This is a genomic window from Mesorhizobium sp. B3-1-8, assembly GCF_006439495.1.
Lineage (GTDB): Bacteria > Pseudomonadota > Alphaproteobacteria > Rhizobiales > Rhizobiaceae > Mesorhizobium.
The window spans coordinates 1-26,452 of sequence record NZ_VFTK01000059.1 but is presented as its reverse complement, the minus strand read 5'-3'; the positions used below and the strand labels follow the sequence as shown (position 1 = coordinate 26,452).

Sequence of the window (26,452 nt, the reverse complement as noted above, 5' to 3'; positions counted from 1 at the left end):
GAATCCTCCAATCAAATCACTTCAAGCCGTCCTCACCCTTGCGTCGTGTACTGTGAGCGGATTCAGGCGACGCGCTTCAAGGCTTTGTTTTCATGCATGTCGTTATCGCAAAACCGCTGCACACTTTTGCGCGACATGCATTAGAGACAAAAGCCGCCCGGGAACAACCGAGCGGCTTTTTGCATTGTGCCCTCAAGTTCAACCAGACGGCGAGGGTTTCTCATGACGATCGGCACAATTCTCGTAATAATCCTGATCCTGATCCTGATCGGCGCCGTGCCGGCCTGGCCGCATTCGCGCTCCTGGGGCTACGGGCCGTCCGGCATCGTCGGCGTCGTCCTGGTCGTGCTGCTGATCCTTGTGCTCATGGGCAGGATCTGATCAGGCGGCCCGGCGAGCGGGTTCCGCGGCGATGCCGATATCCCGCAGCGCTTCTTTTACCGCCTCGTCGAGCGGGGTGTGCGGGATTTCGCCGATGACCTGTTCCAGCCGCGTGGAAACCAGCCGATGCGCTTCGAAGCGCAGATAGGACATCGAGACGATCTCGCGCCACATGGCCACGAACGGGCTGCCGGCGCGCAGCACCCACCAGGGCATGAAGGAGAGCTTCAGCTTGCGGCCGAGCGCCTTCTCGGAAGCGGCCTTCATATCGAGATCGGTGATGGCGTGGCCGGGGAAATTGATGGCTTCGTAGAAGCCGAGCTTGTCGAGATTGCGCGCCAGGCCGACGAAGCCGACAGCGAAGTCCGGCAGGTAGGCCCATTCATGCGTCAGGTCGGCCGGGCCGGGCGCGGTATAGACGCCTTTGTTCATCTTGGTGGCGACGACGAGGTCGAACCAGGAGCCTGAGCCGGTGCCGCCGAAGAAATCGCCCGCGCGCAGGACAATGGTGCGCACCCGGCCGGCTTCGGCCTCGTCGCGGAACAGCGCTTCCATGGCGCAGCGGATGCGGCCCTTTTCGGTGGTCGGATGGAACGGCGTCGCTTCCGTGATCACCTGCGGCATCGGCGAGCCGTAATTGTAGACGGTGCCGGGGAAGAGATGCAGCGCGCCGTTTTCGCGGCAGGCGGCCATGACGTTTTCGGCCATCGGCATGCATTTGCCCCAGTCGGTGTAGATCGGATTCAGGCCGTTGAAGATGATGTCGACGCCTTCCGTTGCGCGGATCAGGGATTGGCGGTCGAGCGCATCGCCGGCAACGGCGATAGCGCCCTTCAGTTCCGCCGGCACCTTGCCGGTGCGGGTGACGGCGCGGACGTCGAAGCCGGTGTCGATGAAAGCCTTGCCGACCACGCGGCCGAGCCGGCCATTGGCGCCGAGGATTGCGATCTTGGTCATCTGTTCTCTCCGTTGTTTTGCGTTTGCCCGATCAATCTGATGCCTTCACAGGCGAATTGAAATTGACCTATTTCGGCGATCTGTTATTCAAAAATGAATGAAAGAATTCGACTGGAACCTGATCAAGAGCTTCGTCGCCGTCGCCGAAACCGGCAGTCTGTCGGGCGCCGCGCGCAGGCTTGTGGCCAGCCAGCCGACGCTCGGCCGCCATATTGCCGAACTGGAACAAGCGCTTGGCGTCATCTTGTTCCGGCGCGGGCGGCGCGGCTATGAGCTGACCGAGGCGGGCAGCACGCTCTACGAGCGCGGCCGCGCGGTCGGCGAGCAGGCCAATGCCTTTTCGCTGTTGGCGCTAGGCTCCGTCGAGGCGATCGAGGGCACCGTGCGCATCGCCGCCTCGGAGGTGGTCGCTGCCTTTGTGCTGCCGCAGATGATGGCCCGTCTTGGCGAGGAGGAACCGGGCATCGAGGTCGAGATCGTCGCCTCCAACCAGGTCGAGAACCTTTTGCGCCGCGATGCCGATATCGCCATCCGCATGGTCCGGCCGGCGCAGAACGAGTTGGTGGCGCGCAAGGTCGCCGACATTCCACTGTGCCTATGTGCGGCAAGCGCCTATCTCGACCGGCGTGGCCGGCCCGAAACACCCGTCGAACTTGCCGAGCACGCCTTGGTCGGCTTCGACCGTAGCGACGAGATCATTCGCGGTTTCACCGCGTTCGGCATTCCGGTCGGCCGCAGCCATTTCCGCTTCCGGACCGACAACCAGATCGTGCTGTGGGAAGCGGTGCGGACCGGCAACGGTATCGGCATCGGCCAGGAGCCGCTGGCCGACCGCGATCCGAACCTGGAAAAGCTGTTGCCCGATGTACCGCTGCCGGTCCTGCCCGTGTGGCTCGCCATGCATCGCGACGTGCGCACCAGCATGCGCATCCGCCGCGTAGCGGACTTCCTGCATGAAGAATTGAAACGCTATTCGGCAGGAACAGGCTCGGGCGCGAACTCGGCCCGGTGAGCGAGCCCGGCCATCAAGAGCACGATGACCAGCAGCCCGGACAGTGCGACGAAGATCGGCCCGAAGCTCGAATGCTCGGCGACGAAGCCGATCGCCGACGGCGCCACGAGGATGCCGGAATAGCCCATGGTGGTGACGACGCTCATGCCTGTGCCCGACGACATGCCCTCCTGGTTGCCGCCGGCCGAAAAGAGGATCGGCACCATGTTGGCGATGCCGAAGCCGCAGAAGGCGAAAGCGGCAATGGCGAGGTAAGGCGAGGGCGAGAGACCGGCGACCAGCATGCCGGTGGCGGCGACCAGCGCCGAGCCGCGCAAGGTCGCCACCGCGCCGAAGCGGTTGCGCACGCCATCGCCCAGGAAACGCATCAGCGCCATGACTCCGGAAAAGGCGGCGTAGGCGAGGCCGGCGACCGCGAGATCGGCGCCCAGCTCTTGATGCAGGAAGAGCGCCGCCCAGTCGAGCACCGCGCCTTCCGAAATCATGGTGAGCAGCGCCATCAGCCCGACGAGGTAGACGGCCGTGTGCCGCGGCAGCGTGAATTTCTGGTGCTCGACGGCCTGCGGCTTGTCGTCCGCGACGAGATAGCGAATGGCGAAGGCGATGACGGCAAAGGCTATCGCCATCACCACGACGGCATGGGGAAGATACCCGTAGTTCTGGATCGAATAGCCGCCGAGCGCGCCGCCGGCGAAGCCGCCAAGGCTCCAGAAACCATGCGAGGACGACATGATCGCCCGGGAGAGCCTTCTTTCAACCACCACGGCATTCGAGTTCATCGCGACATCCATGCCGCCAATCGAGCCGCCGAAGACGAGCATGGCAATGGCCGCCAGGGGAACGTTGGGCGCGAGCGCCACGATCAGCAGGCCGAAGCTGCCGCAGATGCCGAACCAACGCGTCACGGTGCGCGAGCCATGCTTGGAAATGAGATGGCCGCACCAGGTCATGGCAATCACGGCGCCGACGCCGAACAGGAGGATCAGCAGGCCGAGCGTGAATCTCGTGATGTCGAGTCGGGCAAGGAACACCGGGATCTGCGGCGCCCAGCTGCCGGTCAAGAAACCATTGGCGAGGAAAATGCCGGCGACGGCCCAGCGGCCACGCGTCGCGGCCTGCATCGTGGTTTGCACGCTCATGGTCTGAAATCCGCCATGCAAAGGGGTTCGCGCGGCAAATTAGATCGATTCAATCAGCAGTCAAGAACCGCGTTCGGGAAGTGCTTGGACCAAGCGAGCGACCGATGCCGTTTTCGTTCGTGGCGGGCTGCCGCCGTGGAGATTGGCCGAAACGCCCCTCCGTTAGTCATTCCAGGGTCTGCGCGCGTCGCTTCGCTCCTTGCTCCGCCCTGGAATGACGAAGCCGCGAAAGCGTTCGGCATCGTTAGTGATCCTTAGGCCGCCGCGCCTCGAATTCGGCCTTCTTGGCTTCCGACGCGTCGGTCTGATTGAGCGCCTGCCATTCGGCATAGGGCATGCCGTAGATGATCTCGCGCGCAGCGTCCTTGGAGAGCGCCACGCCCTCGGCCTCGGCGGCTTCGCGATACCAGTTGGACAGGCAGTTGCGGCAGAAGCCGGCGAGATTCATCAAATCGATGTTCTGGACATCGCCCCGTTCGCGCAGATGGGTCACCAACCTGCGGAAGGCGGCTGCCTCGAAATCGCGTTTCTGATCGTCGTTGAGTTCGGTCATTGAGGAACTCCTGGACTGTCGGTCTCATCACGTACATGTCTGGCCCGACGGCCTTTCATGCGGGTCCGGTGCGCGAGCCGAACATTTTCACCTCATGTATATCGGGACGCCGGTCGATGGCGTCAACGATCGGTGCCAGGCGCTCGGCCCAGGCGAGGGCGCCGGCACGGTCGGCGATCAGGTCCTGGCGGATCTCGATCAGCGCGTGGGCGTAGCCGTTGACGATGGCGTGGCGGAACATGGTGTCGCCGCGCAGCGCGCCGTCATAGGGTTCGTTGTCGCCGACGACGAGGGACTCGTCCTTAGCCAGCATGTCGATCAGCGGCCGCGCCACGCGGTCGTCGCGATCCCACAGCACGCCGACATGCCAGGGGCGGACAAAACCCTGCATCACCGGCGTGAAGGAATGCACGGAGAAGATGAACGGCGCCTTGCCCGAGGCGTGCGCGACGGAGGCGATCATCGCGCCGACGGCGTCGTGGTAGGGCCGATAGAAGCGGTCGAGCCGCCGCTCGCGTTCCTCCCGGGCCATCGGATAGTTTCCCGGCACCACGGTCCCGTCATAGAGCTGACGGATCATGGTCGGGTCGTCCTCGCCCCGGTTGGGGTCGATCAGCAGCCGCGAGAAGCCGGCCAGCACCGCAGGCACATCGAGCACCGTGGCAAGCTCGCGCGTCACCGTCTCGACGCCGATGTCATAGGCGATGTGACGATCGAATTCGGACGCCGGCAAACCGAGGCTGCCATACTCCTCCGGCAGATCGCGGCGGGCGTGATCGGCCAGAAGCACGACGCCTTTCTTGCGGTCGCCCTCGACAATGTCGAATGGCGTGAAAACTGTGGATCGGGTCATCGGCTGAAAAGGGGATGGCGGCTGCGATGTGCTATCGTCATTCCACGAAGAGGACGCCGGCGCAATGCCGTTGTTTGGCCAAGGTTTCTGCAAAAAATCCCCGACGGGTGGAGAATTCGCGCGACGGGCCCTTCTAAATCGATTGGAATTGAACAAAACGGCGCGTTGACATGCGACCTGAGTTTGCTGAAAAGGGGCTTCGAGAGATGCAAATGTGGTTCGCAAGGGGATCTGCGATGGGTTTTGCCGGCCGGTTGCGCAAGCGCCTGGTCGTGCCGTTGCTGATCATCGGCGCGGGATTTTTCGCGATAGCCGCGACCTCGCCGGCCCGGGCCGACTTCCGCGTTTGCAACGCAACGCAAAATCTGGTGGGCGTCGGCATCGGCTATCGCGCCAAGGCCGGCTGGATCACCGAGGGCTGGTGGCACATCGAAGGATCGACCTGCAAGACGCTGATCGAAGGTCCGTTGTCATCAAGGTTTTACTATCTTTATGCAGAAGACGCCGAACGCGGCGGGCGCTGGGACGGCCCGATCAACATGTGCGTCGCCGAAAAAGAGTTCAAGATCGCCGGCGTGAATGATTGCGTCGCCCGGGGCTTCCAGCGCGCCGGATTTCAGGAATATGACACGGGCGAGCAGGCCAGCTGGATGGTCCAGCTGACCGACGAGCCCGCAACGGGAGGCGCGCCAGCAGCGGCCCCCGCTCCGGGAACAAACAGTCAATGAGACGTAACCGCAAGGTCAAGATCCTCGCCACCATCGGCCCGGCATCCTCATCCGAGGAGATGCTGAAGAAGCTTTTCGAAGCGGGCGCCGATGTCTTCCGCATCAATATGAGCCATACCGACCACGAACTGATGCGCACGCTGGTCGGCCGCATCCGCGCCGTCGAGGAGGCCGTCGGCCGGCCGATCGGCATCCTCGCCGACCTGCAGGGCCCGAAGCTCAGGGTCGGCAAGTTCGCCAACGTCAAGGAAGCGCTGACTCCAGGGCAGACATTCACGCTCGACGACAATCCCGAACCCGGCACGTCGAAGCGGGTGTACCTGCCGCATCCGGAAATCCTGAGCTCGGTCGAGACCGGTCACCGGCTTTTGATCGACGACGGCAAGCTGGAGCTGAAGGCGGTCAAGAGTGACGGCAAGTCGATCACCTGCACGGTCGTCGCCGGCTCGGGCATTTCCGACAAGAAGGGCGTCAGCCTGCCCGACACCGACCTGCCGGTCGGCGCGCTGACCGAGAAGGACCGCGCCGATCTCGACGCGGTGCTCGCCACCGGCGTCGACTGGGTGGCGCTGTCCTTCGTGCAGCGGCCGGAGGATTTGGCGGAGGCCCGCAAGATCGCGCGCGGCCGCGCGCTGATCATGGCCAAGATCGAGAAGCCGCAGGCGGTGGCGCGGCTCCCAGAAATCATCGAGCTCTCCGACGCGCTGATGGTTGCCCGCGGCGATCTCGGCGTCGAGATGCCGATCGAAGCGGTGCCCGGCATCCAGAAGCAGATCACGCGCGCGGCGCGCCGCGCCGGCAAGCCGGTGGTGATCGCCACGCAGATGCTGGAATCGATGATCACCGCGCCCGTGCCGACCCGCGCCGAGGTCTCCGACGTGTCGATCGCCGTCTTCGAAGGCGCGGACGCGATCATGCTTTCGGCCGAATCCGCGGCCGGCGCCTATCCGGTCGAAGCGGTCGCCATGATGAATCGCATCGCCACCAAGGTCGAAGCCGACCCGACTTACGCCGGCATCATCAACGCGCAGCGCTCCGAGCCCGAGGCCACCGGGGCCGACGCCATTTCGCTGGCCGCGCGCGAGATCGCCGAGACGCTGAAACTGTCGGCGATCATCTCCTACACCGCATCGGGCACCACTGGGCTCCGCGCAGCGCGCGAACGCCCGCAGGTGCCGATCGTGGCGCTGTCGCCGATCCTCAACACGGCGCGTCGCCTGTCGCTGCTGTGGGGCACGCATTGCGTCGTCTCGCCAGATGCCACCGACCTCGACGACATGGTCGACAGGGCCTGCCGGATCGCGCTGGAAGAAGGCTTCGGCAAGCCGGGCGACCGGGTGATCATCACGGCCGGCGTGCCGCTCAGGACGCCCGGTTCGACCAATATGCTGCGGATAGCGTATCTGGGATCGGACGCGCATTAGGTATGCCGATATTCAGGTGAGGCCGGCCTGCAAGTAGCGGCTACCTGCGCTTCCGGTGCTCACGTACTTAAAGTACGCTCCGCTCCGGTTCTCGGAAGCCACTACTTTCGACTCGGCCTGACCTGAATCTCGACACACCTAACCGTCTCCGCCGTGGCATTCAGGAGCTAATTTCCCAAAAATCAGGTCGGCGCGAGCTCGGCGTCGGGCACTTTGATGTCGGGGCATTTGCCGTCGTTATAGGCATCGCCGGCGATCCGGCCTTCCACGGTCCTGGCCATCGCTTGTAGATCGACATCCTTGCCCGCGACTTTCTGGATCGCGCCGACCACGAGGCCGGGCGCGATCCAGTCCGGCTTGTGGCCGAGATTGTGGACCCAGACCAACTCGGCGCCGGGAATGTCGCGCTCGAGGCCGACGGAATGGATTGTGGCGTAGACCACCTTGTCGCGATCGCCCGAGATGACGACCGTCGGCGCCTTGATCTCGCGATAATGCGGCGAGGCGGAGCGTGCATAGTCGTAGAGCTGGGCGACATCGCGGGCGTTGGCGCGGAAGGCGGACGGCCGCAGCACCAGCGGGATCGAGGTGTTGTCGATATAGAAGTCCGGCAGTTTGTTGGGCGAGAAGACGCAAGCCGTCGCATTGCCGATCCGCAGCATACCGGCCGGATAAGCGAGCGTTTCGGAAAACAGCCAGCCAATCGCCGGCATGGCGGTGAGCTTGTAGTACCAGGCGGTTGCGCCGCCCGGCCAGGGATGCGTGGCGGGAGCCAGGAAGACGAGGCCTAGCGTTTTGTCCGGATGCTGGCGGGCGAAGGCCGTGGTGATCGCGCCGCCGAAGGAATGGGCGACGATGACCGCTTTTGCGATGCCGAGGCGGTCCATCAGCGCGGCAATGGTGTCCGCCTGCGCGACAGGCGTTTCATTATCGCCACGCTCCGACCAGCCGAAGCCCGGCCGGTCGAGAAACAGCATTTCAGCACGGCCCTCGAGCAGCGGCTTCAGCGGCAGCATCTGGTCTTTCAGGTTGGCGCTGGCGCCATGGATGAACACGACCGGCGGCAGATCGGCGCCGGCCGGCGCCGGGATACGGACGTAGTGGATGCGCGCGCCATTGATCTCGGCGAACCCGCCGACGGGTGGGTTGCGGCGCTCGATCGACCAGACGCCGGCGCGGGTGATACCGGCGAGGGCAAGGAAGAGCGCGACGAGGAAGAGGAGGGCGGCGCAGATGAGGTTCATGCGGGGAGATACGGGTGGGGAGGGAGTTTGGTTCAGGCAGTAAGCAGTAGGCAGTAGGCAGTAGGCAGTAGGCAGTAGGCAGTAGGCAGTAGGCAGTAGGCAGTAGGCTGCTCTCTTTCCCTACTGCCTACTGCCCAATTCCTATTGCCTAAATCCCCTCGCCGGCCAGTTCTTCCGAGAGCGTCGAGACCTGGTTCTGGGCGCTGCGCATCATCGGGTAGATCGTGAGCACCCTCTGCCAGGCTTCCAGCGCCGATTGCTTGTGGCCGGTCTCGGCCATGATCTGCGCCAGCCCAGAGAGCGCGCCGAAATGGCGCGGCTCGAGCTGCAAGGTGCGGTCGATGTCGGCCATCGACTTCCCGTAATTCTTCATCATGAAATGAACGGTGGCGCGCCGGTTCCAGCCTTCGGCATAATCGGGCTGCAGGGTCACCACCTGGTCGAGGAAGTCGAGCGCGACGTCGAACTTCTGGTCTTCCGTCGCCTTTTGCGCCCACTGCATCATCAGGTCTATCGAGGCGCTGCCGGACTGGTTCCACTCGTTCCAGATACGGCCGGCGATGCGCTCGGCCGCCTTCTCGTTGCGCTCGCGCTTCAGCTCGGTGAAGAGCTGGTCGAGGCGACCCTGCTTGGTCGGAGCGACCGGCGGTGGCGTGGCGGCGGGTGGCGCGGCATCTGGAGGCAGCGCGCCTGGCACCGTTTCTGCCCCTGCAGGCAAAGCTGTGCCGGACAGCAAAAGGGCGGCGAGAAATGCAAAACGAATCCGCATCGCCGGAATCTAATCCCGGGCGGCGGATCGTCAAAGTGATTTTAGCGTGAGAGGGCCGGCGAACCGGCACTCGACATCAGCGGCGCGGCGTGGTCGCGCCGGGCGCAGCAAGTCTCAGCCCTGGCGCGCCTTGTAGCGCGGAGCGGTCTTGTTGATGATGTAGATGCGTCCCTTGCGGCGAACCAGCTGGTTGTCGCGGTGACGCGCCTTGAGCGCCTTGAGCGAATTCTTGATCTTCATGGTCTTGCCTGTTCGGTCAGGGCCCGTCCCGGGCCGAATTTTAAAGGCGCGCCCACAAAAAGCGCGCCTTTGAACTTGCGGTGGCTCATAAACGAGGAGTGTTGTCCGTGTCAACCACGTGACGATGTCCGAATGCCACAAGTGGCGCGGCATATCAAATATTCGCCATCCGGCGAAGCGCCATTGCGCGACTCAAGGCCGACTGGAATGGTGGGGCGACTGGAATGGTGATCCAGGCCCAAGCGACCGGAGATTCCACATGCGCCGCCTGCTTTTGCCTACCTGTCTGGTCCTGCTTGCGACCGCCCCGGCCGCCTTTGCCGAGGATTGCGACCGCAACGACGACAGCCAGTCGATGCTGAACATTTGCGCCGATGCCGACTATCAGGCCGCCGATGCCAAGCTCAACGCCACGTATAAGGGTCTTGTCGGCGACAATGACCAGAAGGCCAACAAATTGCTGCAGACCGCGCAACGCGCCTGGATCGCCTTTCGCGACGCCGAATGCGCCTATTCGACCGCCGACAGCGCGGGCGGCTCCATCCAGCCGATGGAGGTTTCGGAGTGCCTGACGGAGCTGACCAACCAGCGCATAAAGCAGCTCACGTCCGACGCCAACTGCAAGCTGAGCGATCCGAGCTGCGCCGGCTCGGATGCGAGCGACGGCAACCAGGACATGCAATAGGGCGCGAGCTTAGCCCGGGCGTCGAATCCGCGTGAAATGGCCCATCTTGCGGCCGGGGCGTGACTCGGCCTTGCCATAGAGATGCAGCATGAGGTCGGGCTCGGCGAGCAGCGCCGGCACCTTCAGCATATCGTCGCCGATCAGGTTTTCCATCACGCAGTCGAAATGCCGGGCGGGCGAGCCAAGCGGCAGGCCGGCGACGGCGCGAATATGCTGCTCGAACTGCGAGATGATGCAGGCGGCCTCCGTCCAGTGACCGGAATTGTGCACGCGCGGCGCCAGCTCGTTGGCCAGAAGCGAGCCGTCGGCAAGCACGAAGAACTCGACGCCGATGACGCCGACATAGTCGAGCGCGGACAGGATTTTCGCGACTGCGTCCTTGGCGGCGGCGGCCGTTTGCGGGCGGATGGCGGCCGGCAAGGTCGAGCTGCGCAATATGCCTTCGCGGTGGACGTTTTCGGCCGGATCGAAGGCGGCGATGGTTCCGTCGAGGCCTCGCGCGGCGATCACCGAAATCTCGCGCTCGAAAGCCACGAGTGATTCCAGGATCAGCGGCACATTGCCCATCGCCTCGCAGACCCCGGCAAAGCCGGCCGTTTCCATGTTGCGGAAGACGCGCTGGCCCTTGCCGTCATAGCCCATGCGGCGGGTCTTGAGCACGCCGCTGCCGTTGAATGTCTTGAGGGCCTCGGTCAGTTGGTCGTCATTGTCGACCGGGCGGAATGCCGCCGTCGGAATGCCGATGCCGTTGAGGAAGCTCTTCTCGGTGACGCGATCCTGCGCGACTTCGAGCGCGCGTGCCGGCGGATGGACCGGGACCTTTGCCGCCAGCGTTTCGGCGGCGGCGACCGGGACGTTCTCGAATTCATAGGTGACGACGGCGCTGGCGGCGGCGAGTTCGGCGAGCGCTGCCGGATCGTCATAGGCGGCGACGATCTGCCGGTTGGCGACCTGCGCGGCCGGGCAGTCGGGCTGGGGCTCCAACACGACGATATGGTAGCCGAGGCGCGCCGCGGCCATCGCCAGCATGCGGCCGAGCTGGCCGCCGCCGATGATGCCGATGGCCGATCCAGGAGCCAGGCTCACGGCGCGTCCGTCGGCTCGGTGGCGACCTTGGCGGTCTGCGCCGAGCGCCAGGCGTCGAGCCGGGCGGCGAGCTTGTCGTCGCTGAGCGCCAGCACGGCGGCCGCGAGAAGTGCCGCATTGGCGGCGCCCGCCTTGCCGATCGCCAGTGTGCCGACCGGGATGCCGGCCGGCATCTGCACGATGGAAAGCAGCGAGTCCTGGCCCGAAAGCGCCTTGGACTCGACCGGAACGCCGAAGACCGGCAGAGGCGTCATCGCCGCCGTCATGCCCGGCAGATGCGCCGCCCCGCCGGCGCCGGCGATGATCACCTTGTAGCCGGCGGCCTTGGCGCCCTTGGCGAACTCATAGAGACGGTCCGGGGTGCGGTGCGCCGAGACGATCAGCCGCTTGTGCGGGATGCCCAGCGCCTCCAGCGTCTCCGCGGCCTGGCGCATCGTCGCCCAGTCGGACTGGCTGCCCATGATGATGGCGACGTCGGCACGCTGATCGGTCAAGGTGTGGCTCCGCGGCGGCAAAGGCGCGCCTTAGCGGAATTCGCCGACAGCCGCAAGGATGTGGTGAACACGCTCTGTCGCTGCCCGCACGTTCCGCGGCCTCCTGGGCGCGCCCAGCATTCGGCCCTAAGCGATGATGTCGGGAATGATGCGGTCTTCCAGCGCCGACAGCCGGTCTTTCAACATCAGCTTTTTCTTCTTCATGCGCTGGATCTGAAGTGGGTCGCAGCCCGTGGCGATCATCGCGTTGATGGCGGCGTCGAAATCGGCGTGTTCTTGTTTGAGCCGGGAATATTCGAGGCGTATTTCAGCCTGTTCCTGTTCGGACATTATCTACCGTCTGCGTGTGCATCGCCCAATCGGGCTGTTTGGGCGGGGCCGTGACTTGCGGGTTTGTGACCGGCGCGCAGCCCTTATCACATTTCACTTTGTCGTGGAATGCTACCACGTGGCATTCGACATCGAGATCGGTTGGTGGCAAACTGTCATGGTGCCGTCACAGTCGCAACCTGCGGTGGAGGCGCCCGCGACGGCTGCAATCGAGGAAACCATGAAAGGGAGAACCAATCATGTCTCTTGCATCCCATCTTGATGAGTTGCAGCGGAAACACGGTGACATCGAGCGTGAGCTCACCGATGCGATGAACCATCCTTCGGTGGACGACCTCGAAATCGTGAATCTCAAGCGACGCAAGCTGGCAATCAAGGACGAGATTGAAAAGCTGAAGGGGGGCCCGACGACACACTGAACATGCCCTAGGCAACATCACCGCACTCGTTGCGGTGCCAACCTACCGGTGGCAAGATATGCCGCCGGCTTGTTGGTTTTTACTCAATCACCAGACTGTTTTAGTGTAGATCTTGCAGCCCGAGGGTTTTTACATGAGCCCTGCGGCCGTTGATCGCGGTCACCGATTTGCAGGCCTTGCCTGCCGCTTGCCATTGACAAGCCATCTTTGCTCCGCCACCTCATGCCCGGAACTCCCAGATGAAGGCGGCCGGCATGACCGGATATTTTTCTTCTCCCTTCCCGCGGCGCCAGTCGGTCGGCGTATCGGTCGGCGGCGTGATGGTCGGCGGCGGCGCGCCGGTCGTCGTGCAGTCGATGACCAACACCGACACCGCCGATATCGACCAGACCGTCGCCCAGGTCGCGGCGCTGCACCGTGCCGGCTCGGAAATCGTGCGCATCACGGTCGACCGCGACGAGAGCGCGGCGGCGGTTCCGCGCATCCATGAGCGGCTGCTGAGGCTCGGCATCGACGTGCCGCTGGTCGGCGACTTCCATTATATCGGCCACAAGCTGCTCGCCGATCATCCGGCCTGCGCCGAGGCGCTGGCCAAATACCGCATCAATCCCGGCAATGTCGGCTTCAAGGACAAGAGGGACCGCCAGTTCGCCGCGATCGTCGAGATGGCGATCAAACACGACAAGCCGGTGCGCATCGGCGTCAACTGGGGCTCGCTCGACCAGGAGCTTTTGACCCGGCTGATGGACGATAATCAGGCGAAGGGCTCGCCGCTCACCGCGCAGGAAGTCACGCGCGAGGCGATCGTGCAGTCGGCGATCCTGTCGGCCGAGATGGCCGAAGAGATCGGGCTCGGCCGCGACAAGATCATCCTGTCGGCCAAGGTCAGCGGCGTGCAGGATTTGATCGCCGTCTACACCGAACTCGCCACCCGCTCCGACCATGCGCTGCATCTGGGTCTCACCGAAGCCGGCATGGGCACCAAGGGCATCGTCGCCTCTTCGGCCGCCATGGGCATCCTCCTGCAGCAGGGCATCGGCGACACGATCCGCATCTCGCTGACGCCGGAGCCGAATGGCGACCGCACCCGCGAGGTGCAGGTCTCGCAGGAATTGCTGCAGACCATGGGCTTCCGGCAATTCGTGCCGATCGTCGCGGCCTGCCCCGGCTGCGGGCGCACGACGTCAACCGTGTTCCAGGAACTCGCCCAGAGCATCCAGGCCGATATCCGCAAGAACATGCCGGTGTGGCGCGAAAAATATCCCGGCGTCGAGAATCTCAAAGTCGCGGTGATGGGCTGCATCGTCAACGGTCCGGGCGAATCCAAGCATGCCGATATCGGCATCTCGCTGCCCGGCACCGGCGAGACGCCGACGGCGCCCGTCTTCATCGACGGCAAGAAGGCGGCGACGCTGCGCGGCCCGTCCATCGCGCAGGATTTCGAGAAGATGGTCGGCGACTATATCAAGCAGCGCTACGGACACGGCAAAGCAGCGGCCGAGTAGGCCGATGCCGCTTTTGCCGCGCGCGACGCTGATCCTGATCTGCGCGCTGATCCTTTCCGGTCAGGCATTCGCCGACCCACCGCAGTCGCGGTCCGCCGCCAAACGGCTGATCAACCGTGTCTGCGATCTGATCGAAGCACAGGCCCAGCAGAACGGCCTGCCCAAGGATTTCTTCGCCCGGCTGATCTGGAAGGAAAGCCGCTTCGATCCGAACGCGGTGAGTCCAGTCGGCGCCGAAGGCATAGCGCAATTCATGCCGGGCACCGCCAAGATGCGCGGGCTCGCCGACCCCTTCGACATCGGGCAGGCCATCCCGGCCTCGGCGAAATATCTCGCCGAGATGAAGGTCAGCTACGGCAATCTCGGGCTCGCGGCGGCGGCCTACAATGCCGGCGAGAACCGTGTGTCACGCTGGCTGAGTTCGGGCGGCTTCCTGCCGATGGAGACGGAAAGCTATGTCTTCGACGTCATGGGCGAGCCGGTCGACAAGTTCTCGGACAAGTCCTATGCCGGCACCGTCCAGCCGCTCGACCCGAAGATGAGCTTCGCGGTTGCCTGCCGCAGGCTGCCGGTGATCATGTCGCGGACCGTCGCCATGGCCTCGATCAACGTGAAGCCGTGGGGCGTGCAGGTGGCGGGCAATTTCCGCCGCTCGGCGGCGATAGGCCAGTGGCTGAGGGTCAGGGGCCGGTTCCCCGCCTTGCTCGCCAGCCATGACCCGGTGGTGAGCCGGGTGCGCACGCCGATCGGCCGGCGCGGCATCTATGCGGTCAGGATCGGCGCCGACTCGCGCGGCGAGGCCAACGGTATCTGCAACAAGCTGCAAAGCGTCGGCGGCGCCTGCGTGGTGTTGCGTAACCGCTGACTGGTATCACGAAGTTGGACGTGCTGGCGCGAAGGAACTCGGCGGTAGCCGATGGCTGCCTGACACCACCTGCCGCTCAAGCCGTCTTCGCCGCCACCGTCTCGCTGAGCCAAGTGCCGATCTTGGCGCCGAGGCGGTCGGGCGAGACAGGCTTGGGCAGATAGTCGTCCATGCCGGCCTCGATGCATTTTTCGCGGTCGCCCTTGAGCGCATGCGCGGTGACGCCGATGATCGGCGTGCGATCGCCGTTCTGCTGTTCGATCGCACGGATGGCGCGGGTCGCCTCATAGCCGTTCATCTCCGGCATGGAGACGTCCATCAGCACCAGGCGCGGGCGCAGCGAGCGGTACATCTCGACCGCGGTGCGGCCATTGCCGGCGATGCGGTAGCTGAGACCGAAACCGTTGAGGATCTGGCCGAAGACCAGCTGGTTCACGTCATTGTCCTCGGCGATCAGGATGTCAATCGGGCCGCTCGGTGCTGCCGTCGATTCCGGCGCGGCCGGGACCGGAACGGCCGGGCCGCGGATGACGGTGAAGGCCGGCGGAGCCGCCTGAGCCGCGGCCGGCTCGCGCACGAAATGCGCCTTGGCGCCTTGCGTGCGCGCCTTCTGAATAGCGGAGATCACGGTGCCCAGCAGCACCGCCGAACGCGCCGGCTTGGTGAGATGCGCGACGATGCCGAAATCGATCACCATCCTGCCGAAATCGACCTGGTCGACCGAGGTCAGCAGCACGACCGGGATGGAGGAGAGGCGGGTGTCGGCGGCGATGGCTCTGGCGACATCGGCGCCGTTCATGCCGGGCATCTGGTAATCGAGGATAATGCAGTCGACCGAGGCGCCGAGCTGGCAGGCGCGGTCGAGGAAAGCGAGGCCGACGGCGCCGCTTTCGGCGGCGGCGCAGTCGAAGCTCCAGCTTCTGAGCTGTTCCAGCAGGATCTCGCGGTTGACCGGATTGTCGTCGATGACCAGCACCCTTGCGCCGGTGACGTCGACGGGTACCAAATCGTCGCGCGACTGCTGGTCGTGCGCCGGCAGCGGCACGGCGAACCAGAACACGGAGCCGCGGCCGATCTCGCTTTCGACACCGATCTTGCCGCCCATCAGGTCGACAAGCCGCGCGCCGATCGCCAGGCCAAGGCCGGTGCCTTCATGGCGGCGGGTCGAGGAGCCGTCGACCTGGGCGAATTTCTCGAACACGCTTTGCAGTTTTTCGGCCGGAATGCCGATGCCGGTGTCCTCGACGCGGACCTTGAGCTGGACCACGCCGTCGACGACATCGCCGCCGACATCGACCAGGACATGGCCCTTCTCGGTGAACTTCACGGCGTTGCCAAGCAGGTTGGTGACGATCTGGCGGAAGCGCCCGGCATCGCCGACGACGAAGGCCGGCAGGCGCGGGTCGACGCGCACGATGAGCTCGAGGTTCTTTTCGGCGACGCGCGCCGACACCAGCGTCGCCACATCCTCGACCGCTTCCGCCAGGCGGAAGGGGGCGGGGTCGAGCGTCAGCTGGCCGGCATTGATCTTCGAGAAATCGAGGATGTCGTTGATGATGGTCAGCAGCGCGTTGCCGGATTTGACGATGACGTCGGTGAAGGTCTTCTGGCGCGGCGTCAGCTCCGTCTTGGCAAGCAACTCGGCCATGCCGAGCACGCCGTTCATCGGCGTGCGGATCTCATGGCTCATATTGGCGAGGAATTCGGACTTGGCGCGGTCGGCGGCCTCGGCCTTGAACAAAGATGCGGCGGTCTCGGCGAAAGCGCGGCGGATCGCATTCTCCATCGGCCGGAAGATCAGAGCCGCGGCGATGGCAAGGACGGCGAACAAAAGGCCGCTCGCCCATAACAGCAGCCGGTCGCTGGAAGCGTCGGCCAGATGCCGCTCGTCGTCGAGCGCGGTGCGTACGCGCACCAGCATCGGCTGGGCGAAGAGATCGTTCTGGTTGCGGATCTCGCGGTAGCTCCATTCGTCGACCTTCTGGGCCACCGACATCAGATTGAAGTTGCGCACCATGTCGCGCGCCGACCAGAACAGGTCTCCGTTCACCGCTGCGGATTCGAGCGCGTCGGCGGTGCCCTTCGACAAGCGCGGCCGGATCGTCGCCAACTGGCCGTTCAGCGTCTCGATCTCGCCCATCAGGCGTTCGGAATGGCCGCGCGCGGCGGTCGTCAACGCGTCGCGTGTCTCGCTGCGCCAGGCGGTGCCGGTCGTCTCGGCGAAATTGGTGGCGTTGCGCAGGTCGCGGGCGAAGATGACGAAATTGCCGCTGAGGGCATCGACCTCGTGACGGTACGAATTCACACGGTTGAGCGCGAACATGACGGCGGCCGAGGCCAGCGCGAAGATCAGCAGTCCCGAAATGTAGCGGATCCGGATCGACCGGAGGAAGGAAGAATATTCCGGCATGCGCAACCCCAACACATACGCACAATTTTAATGGTCGGGATTACGCTTGATTTACATTAAGATTTCGTTGGTGGGGCAAGTTCGCCTGCGTTGACGGATCAAGTCGGGCGGGTCGCTCTGCAAGCGGCCCGCCCTGCTCAAATCAGACCCTATCCTTGGCGCGGTAGGTGTCGGGAAGAACGAAGACTTCGTCGGCGCGGCCGTAGCCGCCGTCGCGGACTTCCTCGATCAGCACCATGGTATAAGGGCGCACGCCTTCGCCGAAATAGTCGACGAACATCTGCGTGGTCTTGTGAATGAGCTCTTCCTTCTGCGCCTTTGTCAGGGCGGCTTCGGGCGTCTTGAAGTTGGCAAAGGGCATTTTTAGGGTCCTTTCGGGTTGGTTGGTCTAAAGCGATGGGTGGAGAAGATCGGCAAGACCGATGCGCTCAAGAAGCTGCGCCCGGACGCGGTCGGCGACCCCGTTGACGATGGTCGCCCGTCATCCGAAGGATCGACATGGACGCGGAACGGCCGGCGGCCATGCGGCATCGCGACTAGATCGACGATGGCCTCAGCGACTTTCGAGGGATCGGCATCGACCGGCTCCAGCCCGGCAAGGCCCTTCAACGCCTGATCGTCGACGCCAGCATAAGGTCCCGACCAATAGGCGTCCGCGCGCCCCGTGTCGGCCGGCTTGCCGGAATGGGCGAAATGCTCCGTGCCTTTGGTGAACGCGCCCGGCACGACGACAGTCGTCTCGATGCCGAAACGGGCAAGCTCCAGCGCGTAGCTCTGCGCCAGCGCGTCCATGCCCGCCTTGGCGGCGAAGTAGGGCGCCAGGAATGGCGGCGTGCCGCCGCGCGTGCTGCTCGACCCGACCCAGATCATCAGAGCCCGGCCGAGCCCGCGCATGTGTGGAAGCACAGCCCGGTTGACGCGCTGGGTGCCCAGCACATTGACGTCATAGAGCGCCGCCAACTGCTCCGGCGTGAAGGCTTCAGTCGGTCCGAACACCATATGGCCGGCATTGTGGATGACGACGTCGATGCGGCCGGCTTCCGCGAGAATGGTTTCGACGGCCGCCTCGATCGAGACCTCCGACAGCACGTCGAGCGCGAGGGCGCGGATCGCCAGTTTCTCCTCGCGCGCCAGCCTTTCGACTTCGGCCAAGGCTGTGCCGCCGCGCGCCTGCGGATCGCGCATCGAGGCATAGACCCGGTGACCCGCCCTGGCGAGCGCCTCGGCCGTCATGGCGCCGAAGCCGCTCGATGCGCCGGTGATGAGTATCGTCTGCTGCATGATCGTGTATCTCCCTGGCGCAATTGCGGACGCAAACCGCTGAGCGCTTATGCTGGAATTGCTCTAGATGGCGCCGCCATTGGCGCGGATGACCTGGCCGTTGACCCATTGGCTGTCGGGACCGGCGAGGAAGGCGACGAGCCCGGCGATGTCGTCGGGCTGGCCGAGGCGGCCGAGCGGGATGAGTTTCGTTATCGCTTCGATCTGCGCGGCGCTCTTGCCGTCGGTGAAGAGTTCCGTGTCGACCGGACCGGGCGCGACTGCGTTGACCGTGATGCGGCGCGGGCCAAGTTCCTTGGCCAGGATATGCGTCATGGCTTCGACGCCGGCCTTGGTCGCGGCATAGACGCCGTAAGCGGGCTGGTAGAAGCCGACGACGCTTGAAGAAAAGTTGATGATGCGTCCGCCATCCTTCAGGCGCCTTGCAGCTTCGCGCATGCCGCGGAACGGGCCGCCGAGATTGATGGCGACCTGGCGTTCGAACGCCGCGTCGTCGGTGTCCGCGACCGGCGAGAGCCTCATCATGCCGGCGTTGTTGACGAGGATGTCGATCCCACCGAAGGCATTTTCCGCCGCATCGAACAAAGCGACCATGCCGGCCGGGTCGCCGATATCGGCCTGGACGGCCAGGGCAGTGCCGGCGGCGGCCTCGATGGCGGAAACCACCTCATCGGCGGCATCCTTGCCGCGCGCATAGTTGACGATGACGGCGATGCCGTCCCAGGCGAGTCGTTTGGCGATTGCCGCGCCGATGCCTCTCGAGGCGCCGGTCACGATCGCTGTTCTTGTTTTCTGCATGATCGATCTCCGTTCGTTGTTGTGGGGCAGATATAGACCGCCGTGCCAACCGGATAATCAGCCCTCCATTGACAGCAGTATTCGGATTAAGCGAACAATCGAGGCATGGATCGACTCGACGGGATGCGGCTCTTCGTTCGCGTGGTGGAGCGGCGCAGTTTCACAGCCGCGGCGGCCGATCTCGGCCTGCCGCGCTCGACCGCAACCGAAGCGGTGAAGCAGTTGGAAGACCATCTCGGCGCGAGGCTGCTGGACCGGACCACCCGCCACGTCGCCACGACACTCGATGGCCAGGCCTATTACGAGCGCTGCCTGTCGATCCTGGGCGAGGTGGAGGACGCCGAGGCCGGCTTCCGCAGCGCCGAACCGCGCGGCCTGCTGCGCATCGATGCGCATCCGCTGCTCACGCAGAGGTTCCTGTTGCCACAATTGCCCGCGTTCCTCGACCGCTATCCCGAAATCGATCTGCAAATCGGCCAGGGCGACCGGCTGGTCGACCTGGTGCGCGAAGGCGTCGATTGCGTCATTCGCGCCGGCGAGCTGCAGGACAGCGGCATGATCATGCGGCGGCTGGCGATGATCGGCGAAATCACCTGCGCCAGCCCGAGCTATCTGAAGCGGCACGGCGTACCGGCATCACCGGAAGCGCTGGAGGGCCATCAGGCCGTCGGTTTCGTCTCTTCACGCACAGGCGAGGTGCTGCCGCTGGAATTCACGATCGGCGCAAATGTGCGTCAGGTCACGCTGCCGGGCCGGGTTCGGGTCAACAATTCCGACACCGCGGCCGATCTGGCGCGGCTGGGTTTTGGGCTTCTGCAGGCGCCACGCTATCGGCTGGAAAAAGATATCGCGGACGGCACGCTGGTCGAGGTTCTGGGGGATTTTCCGCCGACGCCGACGCCGCTGTCGGCGCTCTACCCGCAGAACCGGCAGCTCGCGCCGCGGCTGCGCGTCTTCCTGGAATGGGCATCGCGCATTTTCGCCGAGGCAAGGCTGTGAGGATCATCGGCCGGGGCCGGCAGCCGACGGCGCGACTGTCCTGTCGATGCAACTCCTCACGCGGATGGGATGGGAAGACAAGGCAATCCTTCAGGCCGCCAGCGAATAGCCTAGGTCGCGCAGCGGCAGCCGGCGCACACGCTCGCCGGTAGCGGCGAAGATCGCGTTGCCGAGCGCCGGCGCCAGCGCCGGGAAAGCGGGCTCGCCCATGCCGGTCGGCGGATTGTCCGACTGGATGAAATAGGCATCGATCGTCATTGGTGCGAATGGCATGCGCAGGATCGGATAGGCGTTGTAGTTCTGCTCCCGGATACGGCCATTCTCGATGTTGATCTTGAGCCCCATCGCGGTCGAGAGAGCGTCGGTGGACGCGCCTTGCGCCTGGGCTTCGGAGCCCGCCATGTCGATGATCGGGCCGACGTCGAGCACAACCACGATACGGTTTATCCTGATCCGCTTGTCGGTGTCGACGCCAAGCTCGACGGCCTGCGCGACATGGCCGGCATGCGAATAGCACCAGGCAAGTCCGAGCCCGCTGCGCTTGGCAAACGTCTTTCCCCAGCCAGCTTTCTGCGCGCACATCCTGATGACGTCGGTCGCCCGCCTGGGGCTGAAATTGACGCTCTGGTCCTTGGGCGCCAGTTCGGGCACGTCGCGGTTGACCGCGTCGAGCAGGAACTCGACATGGTCGCGCCCCGAGGCGAGCGACAATTCGTGCATGAAGCTCTGCGCGGCGAAGACCTGCGCATTGTCGCCCGGCGCGCGCCAGGCGCCGGTCGGGATTTTTAGGGGAAACATCGTCTTTGCGCGGCGCAGGTTGGGCGCCTTGATGGAATATCTGAGATTGTCGGTCAGGTTGGCGCCCGAGGCCTCTTTCTTGCCGTCGGCGGTGAAGGTGATGAAGTGCTCGCGCCAGGCGTCGAGCCTGCCGCCGTTGTCGATCGCGCCCTTGAACTGGTGGTAGCCGGCGGGCCGGTAGAAGTCGTGGGCGAAATCGTCCTCGCGGGTCCATTGCAGCTTGACCGGCGCGTTGACCTTCAGCGCGATCGCCGCCGCCTCGCAGGCATAGTCGTTGACCAGCCGCCGCCCGAAACCGCCGCCGACGCGGGTCTGGTGCATGACGACCTTTTCAGGCGGAATGCCGGCAACCTTGCCGATCAGCGGCAGGCCACGATCCGGCTGCTGGGTCGGCACCCACAGTTCCATGATGCCGTCATGCCAGTGCGCCGTGGTGTTCATCGGCTCCAGCGGCACATGGGCGGCGAAGGGATATTCGTAATAGGCCTCGACGGTCTTGGCGGCATTGGCGAAGGACTTGTCCACGTCGCCGACATTGTCGTCGGTCTTTTGCGGGAAATTGTTCGCGAGCCTTTGCGCATCGGCCGAGAAGCGCGAGGAGGAGTCGTTCGACGCTTCGCTGAGGTCCCAGTCGACCTCGAGCTTGTCCTTGGCCTGGAAGGCGCTCCAGGTGTCCCTGGCGACGATGGCGACGCCCGGCATCACCTCGACCGCCAGGCCCGTGCCCTCGACTGCGAAGGCGTCGAGCACGCCGGGTTGACGCTTGATCTCGTCGACGTTGAAGGATCTCACCTTGCCGCCTGCCGCCGGGCATTTGGCATAGGTGGCATAGACCATGCCGGGACGCTGGACATCGATGCCGAACAGCGGCTTGCCGGTGACCACCTTGGGGTCATCGACGCCGCGAAAGCGCTTGCCTATCAGCCGGTACTCGGCGCGGGTCTTCAGCTTCAGGCCCTTCGGATCGGGCACCGGCATTTTCGCCGCCGCTGCCGCCAACGAGCCATAGGTTGCGGACCGGCCGCTGGCGGCGTGCGTCAGCATCGAGGCCTGCGCCGTGATCTGCGAGGCGTCCACGCTCCATGCCTGAGCCGCGGCGGCAACCAGCATCGCCTTGGCACCCGCACCGGCCTGGCGCAACTGGTTCCAGGCGCGCGGGATCGAGGTCGAGCCGCCCGCGCCTTGGCTGCCATAAACCTTGGGATTGATATCCGCCTGCTCCATGACGACATGGTTCCAGTCGGCGTCGAGTTCGTCGGCGATGATCACGCCGAACGAGGTCTTGATGCCCTGGCCGATTTCCGGGCATTTCGAATAGATGGTGACCGTGTTGTCCGGCGCGATGCGGATGAAAGCGTTCACCGCCTGGTCCTTGGCGGCCGCTGCGTCGCCGTCGACCGCTCCGGCCGCGAATGCCGCGTCGCCGATATGGAAGCCCAGCACCAGTCCCGCGACACTTGCCCCGGTCAGCTTGAAGAAGGTGCGCCGCCCCATCGTCATTGCCGCCTTGGCGGCGCTGACCGAATGGACCTCGTCGAGCAGGGCAGAGAGATAGGCGTCGGACTGGGCGAAATGCGTTTCAGCCATTGGGAGCCTCTTTCGATTGCTGCGCCGCCTGCTCTTTGAGCACGGCCACGTCCTTGGCCGTCAGCTGCGCGCCCTTGGCGCCGAAGCGGGCGGTGACGTAATTGGCGACCGCAGCGATGTCGTCGTCGGAATAGCCTTCGCCGAAGGCCGGCATGAAGATCCTGCCGTCGGCGGTCTTGCGGCTGACGCCGTTGATCACGGTCTGCGCGACATTGGTGGCGCTGGGATCGTTCACCGCGCGCACGCCGGTCAGCGTGGCAAAGCCGGTCACCGGGCTGACGCCGGTCCAGTCGTGGCATGAGGCGCAGGCGCCGGCGAAGATCTTTTCGCCGCGCGCATTGGCGTCGGCCACCACGCCTTCCTTATAGGAGGCCGGTGCTGCCGTGGTGACGGTGCGGGGCAGGTCGCTGGCATGGGCCGGAATGCTGCGCAGATAGGCGACTAACGCATGCGTATCGTCCGGCACCAGATAGCTCAGGCTGTCGTCGGCGGCCTCGCCCATCGGGCCTGCGGCGCCGCCATGACCATTGGCATGGCCGGTGGAGAGATAGGCATAGAGGTCGTCGTCGCTCCAGTCGCCGATGCCGGAATTCTTGTCGCCGGTGATGTTGTAAGCGCGCCAGCCGGCGGTCAGCGCGCCCGAGAACTTGCCGTGATTGTCGAGCCCGTAGGCGAGGTTGCGCGGCGTGTGGCATTCGCCGCAATGGCCCATCGCCTCGGCGAGATAGGCGCCCCGGTTCCATTGCGGGCTCTGGCCGGTGTTGGGGCGGAAGCGCCGGTCGGGATTGAACGCCACGTTCCAGAGCGCGATCAGGCCACGCTGGTTGAAGGGCCACGACAGCTGGTTCGGCTTCGCCGGCGCGTTCACCGGCGCCAGCGTGAACAGATACGCCTTGATGGCGAGAGCGTCGGCATCCGTCATCAAGGCGTAGGAGGCATAGGGCATGGCAGGGTAAAGTTTTTCGCCGTCGGCGCGAACGCCCCGATGCACCGCCGCCAAAAACTGGGAGTCGCTGTAATTGCCGATGCCGGTTTGCTTGTCCGGCGTGATGTTGGTGGAATAGATGGTGCCGAACGGCATGTTGAAAGCGAAGCCGCCGGCGAAGGGCGCGCCGCCCGGCGCGGTGTGACAGGCCTGGCAGTCGGCGGCATGGGTGAGATACGCGCCGCGCTTTACCAGATCGGCGCTGGCAAGTTCGGCCGGAACGCCGGTGACGGTGGCGTCATGATAATCCGCCAGGGCCACGGTCGAGCCGCCGGCAAACGCAAGCGGGTTGCGGCCAAGGACAAGCCAGCCGGCGAAGCCAAGCCCGGCGACGACAATGATCGCGATGAGGATGCCGACGGCTCGCTTCATGGGTCAGGCCGATTTGGCGGCGGCGTTCTTGATGGCGCTGCGGATGCGGATATAGGTCCCGCAGCGGCACAGATTGCCGGCCATCGCCGCATCGATGTCGGCGTCGTCGGGTTGCGGGTTTGCATCGAGCAGCGCCGTCGCCGACATGATCTGGCCGGCCTGGCAATAGCCGCATTGCGGCACCGCGGCTTCCATCCAGGCCTGCTGAACCTTGGCGCCGTTGGGCGTACTGCCGATCCCCTCGATGGTGACGACGGCGCGGGTGCCGACGTCACCTACGGAGAGCTGGCACGACCGCACCGGCTTGCCGCCGACATGCACCGTGCAGACGCCGCACTGCGCGACACCGCAGCCATATTTGGTGCCGACCAGGTTGAGATGGTCGCGCAGCACCCATAGAAGCGGCATGTCTTCCGGCACATCGACGTCGCGCGATTGTCCGTTGATTGTAAGAGTGAGCACCGCACCCTCCCTGATCGGAATGAAGTCCACGCAACGGCGGAACGTCTTTGCCAAAAGGGTAGGGGACCGGAGCCCGGCAGGTAGGGATCCGCCGGATCACATTTAAGGCATCGCCGGCCCAGCTGGTCCGGGCAAAAGAGTGTCTATCGGGAAGTTAGAGGCGGCGGCTTCGACGGCCGCACGGCTGACGTTGAAACCTGCCGGAGCCGTTCGATGCGCGATCCTGAGCCAGCAAACCGGCCGCTCAGCTGCTCCGCGTCGCGACGAATGTCGCGGCGGCTTTCAGCAATTCCGCCTGCTCGCCATAGGGCTCGAGCAACGCATGCGCTTGGTCGATAAGGCCGTGGAGCTGGCCGCGCGCCCAGTCGGCTCCGTGCAGCGCGGCAAGCGTCGCCTTGCCGGCGGCGGCGTCCTTATTCGTCGCCTTGCCCATCTGCTTTGCGTCGGCGGTCAGGTCGAGCAGGTCGTCGGCGAGCTGGAAGGCAAGGCCGATCGCCGAGCCGAACTCGGCCAGCCTCTCGCGGTCGGCTGGAGGCGCGCCGGCGACGATCGCGCCGGCCTCGCAGGCGAAGCGGATCAGCGCGCCGGTCTTCATCGCCTGCAGCGTGATGATGCCGGCCTCGTCCGGCCGTTCGCGCTCGGCTTCGAGGTCCAGCATTTGGCCGCCGACCATGCCGCCGGCGCCGGCCGCGCGGGCAAGTGCGAGAACGAGGGTGCCGCGACGCTCGGCCGACAGCATGGTCGCTTCGTCGGCGATGATATCGAAGGCCAAAGTCAGCAACGCGTCGCCGGCGAGGATCGCGGTCGCCTCGTCGAAGGCCTTGTGCACCGTCGGCTGGCCGCGCCGCAGATCGTCGTCGTCCATGGCCGGCAGGTCGTCATGGATCAGCGAATAGCAATGCACGCATTCCAGCGCCGCCGCGACACGGAGTGCGGCCTCGTTCTCGGTCGAAAACAGCGCGGCGCTTTCCAGGACCAGAAAAGGCCGCAGCCGCTTGCCGCCGTTGAGCACGCCGTGGCGCATCGCCGCCATCAGGCGCTCAGGCCGCGCGATCTCACTGGTGAGCGGACGCGCGTCGAGGATCCGCCGCAGCTCGGTCTCGACCGCGGCGGCACGCATGAAAAGCGCGGATTCGAAGGCGATCTGGTCGTCTTTGCTCATGGCCGGAGCGGTAGCCGACACTCAGACATTGCGCAAGCAGGCTCGCGCCTTTATGCCGGAGGAGGCGAGGCACGGGTGGGGCGGCTTGACGGAACCGATCGTCGAATATGAAAGCGAAGGGCTGGACATGGCGCGACGTCGGCGCCTGAACCGCGCCGGTCTCAAGCGGCTTGGCCGGCGTTGCCTGGTCGTCGCCATCGTTTTGGCGGCCATCCCGGTCGTGCTCACCTTCCTTTACCTGCCGCCCTTCGTGCATCCGGTCTCGACGCTGATGCTGAAGGACCTCGTGACTTTTTCCGGCTACGACCGGCGCTGGGTGTCGATCGACGACGTGGCGCCGGTGCTGGCGCATTCGGTGATCATGTCGGAGGACGGGCAGTTCTGCTTCCACCGCGGCGTCGACCTCGGCGAATTGCGTGGCGTGGTCGACGACGCGCTGGCCGGCGAGGCGACGCGCGGAGCCTCCACCATCACCATGCAGACGGTGAAGAACCTTTTCCTGTGGTCGCGGCCATTGGGTAGCGTGCGCAAGGTCGTCGAGCTGCCGCTGGCCGTCTATTTCGATGCGGTGATGTCGAAGCGGCGGATCATGGAAATCTATCTCAACATCGCCGAATGGGGGCCGGGCATCTACGGCATCGAGGCAGCCGCCCAACACCATTTCGGCGTCTCGGCCAAGCAGTTGTCGCGAAGGCAGGCGGCGCTGCTTGCCGTCAGCCTGCCCAACCCGATCGCGCGCAATCCCGCCAAGCCGGGGCCGGGCCTGCGGCGGCTGGCCTCGCTGATCGAGCGGCGCGCGAGCAGGTCGGGTGCGTATGTGGGCTGCCTGGATTAAGGCCTGTTGATATTCAGGATTCCACATCGGGCTTGATCATGATTCAAGCTTCGGATGGAACGATTCGTGCTGACTGACG

General features: G+C 65.0%; 27 protein-coding genes and 1 pseudogene. 10 read left to right on the top strand and 18 right to left on the bottom strand.

Going from position 1 to position 26,452, the window contains the following annotated elements; translation table 11 throughout:
• Positions 1–222 precede the first annotated feature (222 nt).
• Positions 223–381, top strand: a complete 159-nt coding sequence (locus tag FJ424_RS32075) for a DUF3309 family protein (RefSeq protein WP_140645812.1) — start codon at positions 223–225, stop codon at positions 379–381.
• Here the strand turns inward: FJ424_RS32075 and FJ424_RS32070 are convergent, their stop codons facing one another.
• Positions 382–1,338 carry an SDR family oxidoreductase gene (locus FJ424_RS32070; RefSeq protein WP_140659704.1) on the bottom strand — a complete coding sequence of 319 codons (957 nt, stop codon included), beginning with the start codon at positions 1,336–1,338 and terminating at the stop codon, positions 382–384.
• Positions 1,339–1,435: 97 nt separating this feature from the next.
• Here FJ424_RS32070 and FJ424_RS32065 point away from each other — a divergent pair, with 97 nt between their 5' ends.
• The gene (locus FJ424_RS32065) at positions 1,436–2,350 is read left to right on the top strand and encodes a LysR family transcriptional regulator (RefSeq protein ID WP_140659705.1); all 915 of its coding nucleotides are present in this window, start codon (positions 1,436–1,438) and stop codon (positions 2,348–2,350) included.
• Here FJ424_RS32065 and FJ424_RS32060 read toward each other — a convergent pair.
• The 3 genes from FJ424_RS32060 to FJ424_RS32050 all read right to left on the bottom strand — a co-directional run bounded on the left by FJ424_RS32060 (position 2,308) and on the right by FJ424_RS32050 (position 4,895).
• Entirely contained in the window at positions 2,308–3,489 is a 1,182-nt protein-coding gene (locus FJ424_RS32060) for an MFS transporter (RefSeq protein WP_140659706.1), read from the bottom strand. The genes FJ424_RS32065 and FJ424_RS32060 overlap by 43 nt on opposite strands.
• A gap of 244 nt (positions 3,490–3,733) precedes the next feature.
• On the bottom strand, positions 3,734–4,042 hold the full coding sequence (locus FJ424_RS32055; protein WP_140645808.1) for a DUF1244 domain-containing protein: 309 nt from the start codon (positions 4,040–4,042) through the stop codon (positions 3,734–3,736).
• Positions 4,043–4,097: 55 nt separating this feature from the next.
• Entirely contained in the window at positions 4,098–4,895 is a 798-nt protein-coding gene (locus FJ424_RS32050) for an N-formylglutamate amidohydrolase (protein ID WP_140659707.1), read from the bottom strand.
• A gap of 170 nt (positions 4,896–5,065) precedes the next feature.
• Here FJ424_RS32050 and FJ424_RS32045 point away from each other — a divergent pair, with 170 nt between their 5' ends.
• Positions 5,066–5,623 (top strand): DUF1036 domain-containing protein, encoded by a 558-nt coding sequence (locus FJ424_RS32045; RefSeq protein ID WP_181175304.1) that lies wholly within the window; start codon positions 5,066–5,068, stop codon positions 5,621–5,623.
• Entirely contained in the window at positions 5,620–7,047 is a 1,428-nt protein-coding gene (gene pyk, locus FJ424_RS32040) for a pyruvate kinase (RefSeq protein WP_140645805.1), read from the top strand. The genes FJ424_RS32045 and pyk overlap by 4 nt, the downstream gene beginning before the upstream one ends.
• A gap of 182 nt (positions 7,048–7,229) precedes the next feature.
• On the opposite strand, the gene FJ424_RS32035 is transcribed toward pyk, so the two are convergent.
• From FJ424_RS32035 to ykgO, 3 genes are all read right to left on the bottom strand, one after another.
• Entirely contained in the window at positions 7,230–8,291 is a 1,062-nt protein-coding gene (locus tag FJ424_RS32035; protein ID WP_140659709.1) for an alpha/beta hydrolase, read from the bottom strand.
• A 148-nt stretch (positions 8,292–8,439) separates the two neighbouring features.
• Positions 8,440–9,060, bottom strand: a complete 621-nt coding sequence (locus FJ424_RS32030) for a hypothetical protein (protein ID WP_140659710.1) — start codon at positions 9,058–9,060, stop codon at positions 8,440–8,442.
• A 114-nt stretch (positions 9,061–9,174) separates the two neighbouring features.
• Entirely contained in the window at positions 9,175–9,300 is a 126-nt protein-coding gene (ykgO, locus tag FJ424_RS32025) for a type B 50S ribosomal protein L36 (RefSeq protein ID WP_006203764.1), read from the bottom strand.
• Positions 9,301–9,559: 259 nt separating this feature from the next.
• Between ykgO and FJ424_RS32020 the strand changes: the two genes are divergently transcribed.
• Positions 9,560–9,985 (top strand): lysozyme inhibitor LprI family protein, encoded by a 426-nt coding sequence (locus FJ424_RS32020; RefSeq protein ID WP_140659711.1) that lies wholly within the window; start codon positions 9,560–9,562, stop codon positions 9,983–9,985.
• Between the two features lie 9 nt (positions 9,986–9,994).
• Here FJ424_RS32020 and FJ424_RS32015 read toward each other — a convergent pair whose 3' ends face one another.
• The 3 genes from FJ424_RS32015 to FJ424_RS32005 all read right to left on the bottom strand — a co-directional run bounded on the left by FJ424_RS32015 (position 9,995) and on the right by FJ424_RS32005 (position 11,895).
• Positions 9,995–11,071 (bottom strand): 5-(carboxyamino)imidazole ribonucleotide synthase, encoded by a 1,077-nt coding sequence (locus FJ424_RS32015; RefSeq protein ID WP_140659712.1) that lies wholly within the window; start codon positions 11,069–11,071, stop codon positions 9,995–9,997.
• Complete coding sequence (gene purE / locus FJ424_RS32010; protein ID WP_140645800.1) at positions 11,068–11,565, bottom strand: 5-(carboxyamino)imidazole ribonucleotide mutase; 498 nt, start codon at positions 11,563–11,565, stop codon at positions 11,068–11,070. The genes FJ424_RS32015 and purE overlap by 4 nt, the downstream gene beginning before the upstream one ends.
• A gap of 126 nt (positions 11,566–11,691) precedes the next feature.
• Positions 11,692–11,895: a DUF465 domain-containing protein gene (locus tag FJ424_RS32005; RefSeq protein ID WP_040985243.1), complete on the bottom strand. Its 204-nt coding sequence runs from the start codon at positions 11,893–11,895 to the stop codon at positions 11,692–11,694.
• Between the two features lie 239 nt (positions 11,896–12,134).
• Here FJ424_RS32005 and FJ424_RS32000 point away from each other — a divergent pair, with 239 nt between their 5' ends.
• The 3 genes from FJ424_RS32000 (at position 12,135) to FJ424_RS31990 (ending at position 14,684) form a co-directional block, all read left to right on the top strand.
• A complete protein-coding gene (locus FJ424_RS32000; protein ID WP_140645799.1) occupies positions 12,135–12,314 on the top strand; it encodes a YdcH family protein in 180 nt (59 codons plus the stop codon).
• A 254-nt stretch (positions 12,315–12,568) separates the two neighbouring features.
• Positions 12,569–13,819: a flavodoxin-dependent (E)-4-hydroxy-3-methylbut-2-enyl-diphosphate synthase gene (gene ispG / locus FJ424_RS31995; protein WP_140659713.1), complete on the top strand. Its 1,251-nt coding sequence runs from the start codon at positions 12,569–12,571 to the stop codon at positions 13,817–13,819.
• Between the two features lie 4 nt (positions 13,820–13,823).
• The gene (locus tag FJ424_RS31990) at positions 13,824–14,684 is read left to right on the top strand and encodes a lytic transglycosylase domain-containing protein (RefSeq protein ID WP_140645797.1); all 861 of its coding nucleotides are present in this window, start codon (positions 13,824–13,826) and stop codon (positions 14,682–14,684) included.
• Between the two features lie 76 nt (positions 14,685–14,760).
• Here FJ424_RS31990 and FJ424_RS31985 read toward each other — a convergent pair whose 3' ends face one another.
• The 4 genes and pseudogenes from FJ424_RS31985 to FJ424_RS31970 all read right to left on the bottom strand — a co-directional run bounded on the left by FJ424_RS31985 (position 14,761) and on the right by FJ424_RS31970 (position 19,173).
• The gene (locus FJ424_RS31985; protein ID WP_140659714.1) at positions 14,761–17,094 is read right to left on the bottom strand and encodes a response regulator; all 2,334 of its coding nucleotides are present in this window, start codon (positions 17,092–17,094) and stop codon (positions 14,761–14,763) included.
• Positions 17,095–17,236: 142 nt separating this feature from the next.
• Entirely contained in the window at positions 17,237–17,455 is a 219-nt protein-coding gene (locus tag FJ424_RS31980) for a 4-oxalocrotonate tautomerase family protein (protein WP_140645795.1), read from the bottom strand.
• 27 nt (positions 17,456–17,482) lie between these two features.
• A pseudogene (locus FJ424_RS31975) lies at positions 17,483–18,378 on the bottom strand (SDR family oxidoreductase).
• A gap of 60 nt (positions 18,379–18,438) precedes the next feature.
• The gene (locus FJ424_RS31970; RefSeq protein WP_181182252.1) at positions 18,439–19,173 is read right to left on the bottom strand and encodes an SDR family oxidoreductase; all 735 of its coding nucleotides are present in this window, start codon (positions 19,171–19,173) and stop codon (positions 18,439–18,441) included.
• A gap of 105 nt (positions 19,174–19,278) precedes the next feature.
• Here FJ424_RS31970 and FJ424_RS31965 point away from each other — a divergent pair, with 105 nt between their 5' ends.
• A complete protein-coding gene (locus FJ424_RS31965; RefSeq protein WP_140645793.1) occupies positions 19,279–20,172 on the top strand; it encodes a LysR family transcriptional regulator in 894 nt (297 codons plus the stop codon).
• A 90-nt stretch (positions 20,173–20,262) separates the two neighbouring features.
• Here the strand turns inward: FJ424_RS31965 and FJ424_RS31960 are convergent, their stop codons facing one another.
• The 4 genes from FJ424_RS31960 to FJ424_RS31945 all read right to left on the bottom strand — a co-directional run bounded on the left by FJ424_RS31960 (position 20,263) and on the right by FJ424_RS31945 (position 25,496).
• Positions 20,263–22,557 carry a molybdopterin cofactor-binding domain-containing protein gene (locus FJ424_RS31960; protein ID WP_140659716.1) on the bottom strand — a complete coding sequence of 765 codons (2,295 nt, stop codon included), beginning with the start codon at positions 22,555–22,557 and terminating at the stop codon, positions 20,263–20,265.
• Positions 22,550–23,914: a cytochrome c gene (locus FJ424_RS31955; RefSeq protein ID WP_140659717.1), complete on the bottom strand. Its 1,365-nt coding sequence runs from the start codon at positions 23,912–23,914 to the stop codon at positions 22,550–22,552. Before FJ424_RS31955 ends, FJ424_RS31960 begins: the two co-directional genes overlap by 8 nt.
• A 3-nt stretch (positions 23,915–23,917) precedes the next feature.
• Positions 23,918–24,376 (bottom strand): (2Fe-2S)-binding protein, encoded by a 459-nt coding sequence (locus FJ424_RS31950; RefSeq protein WP_140659718.1) that lies wholly within the window; start codon positions 24,374–24,376, stop codon positions 23,918–23,920.
• A gap of 244 nt (positions 24,377–24,620) precedes the next feature.
• The gene (locus FJ424_RS31945) at positions 24,621–25,496 is read right to left on the bottom strand and encodes a polyprenyl synthetase family protein (RefSeq protein WP_246677409.1); all 876 of its coding nucleotides are present in this window, start codon (positions 25,494–25,496) and stop codon (positions 24,621–24,623) included.
• A 169-nt stretch (positions 25,497–25,665) separates the two neighbouring features.
• Between FJ424_RS31945 and FJ424_RS31940 the strand changes: the two genes are divergently transcribed.
• A complete protein-coding gene (locus tag FJ424_RS31940) occupies positions 25,666–26,373 on the top strand; it encodes a transglycosylase domain-containing protein (RefSeq protein ID WP_181175322.1) in 708 nt (235 codons plus the stop codon).
• Positions 26,374–26,452: the final 79 nt, after the last annotated feature.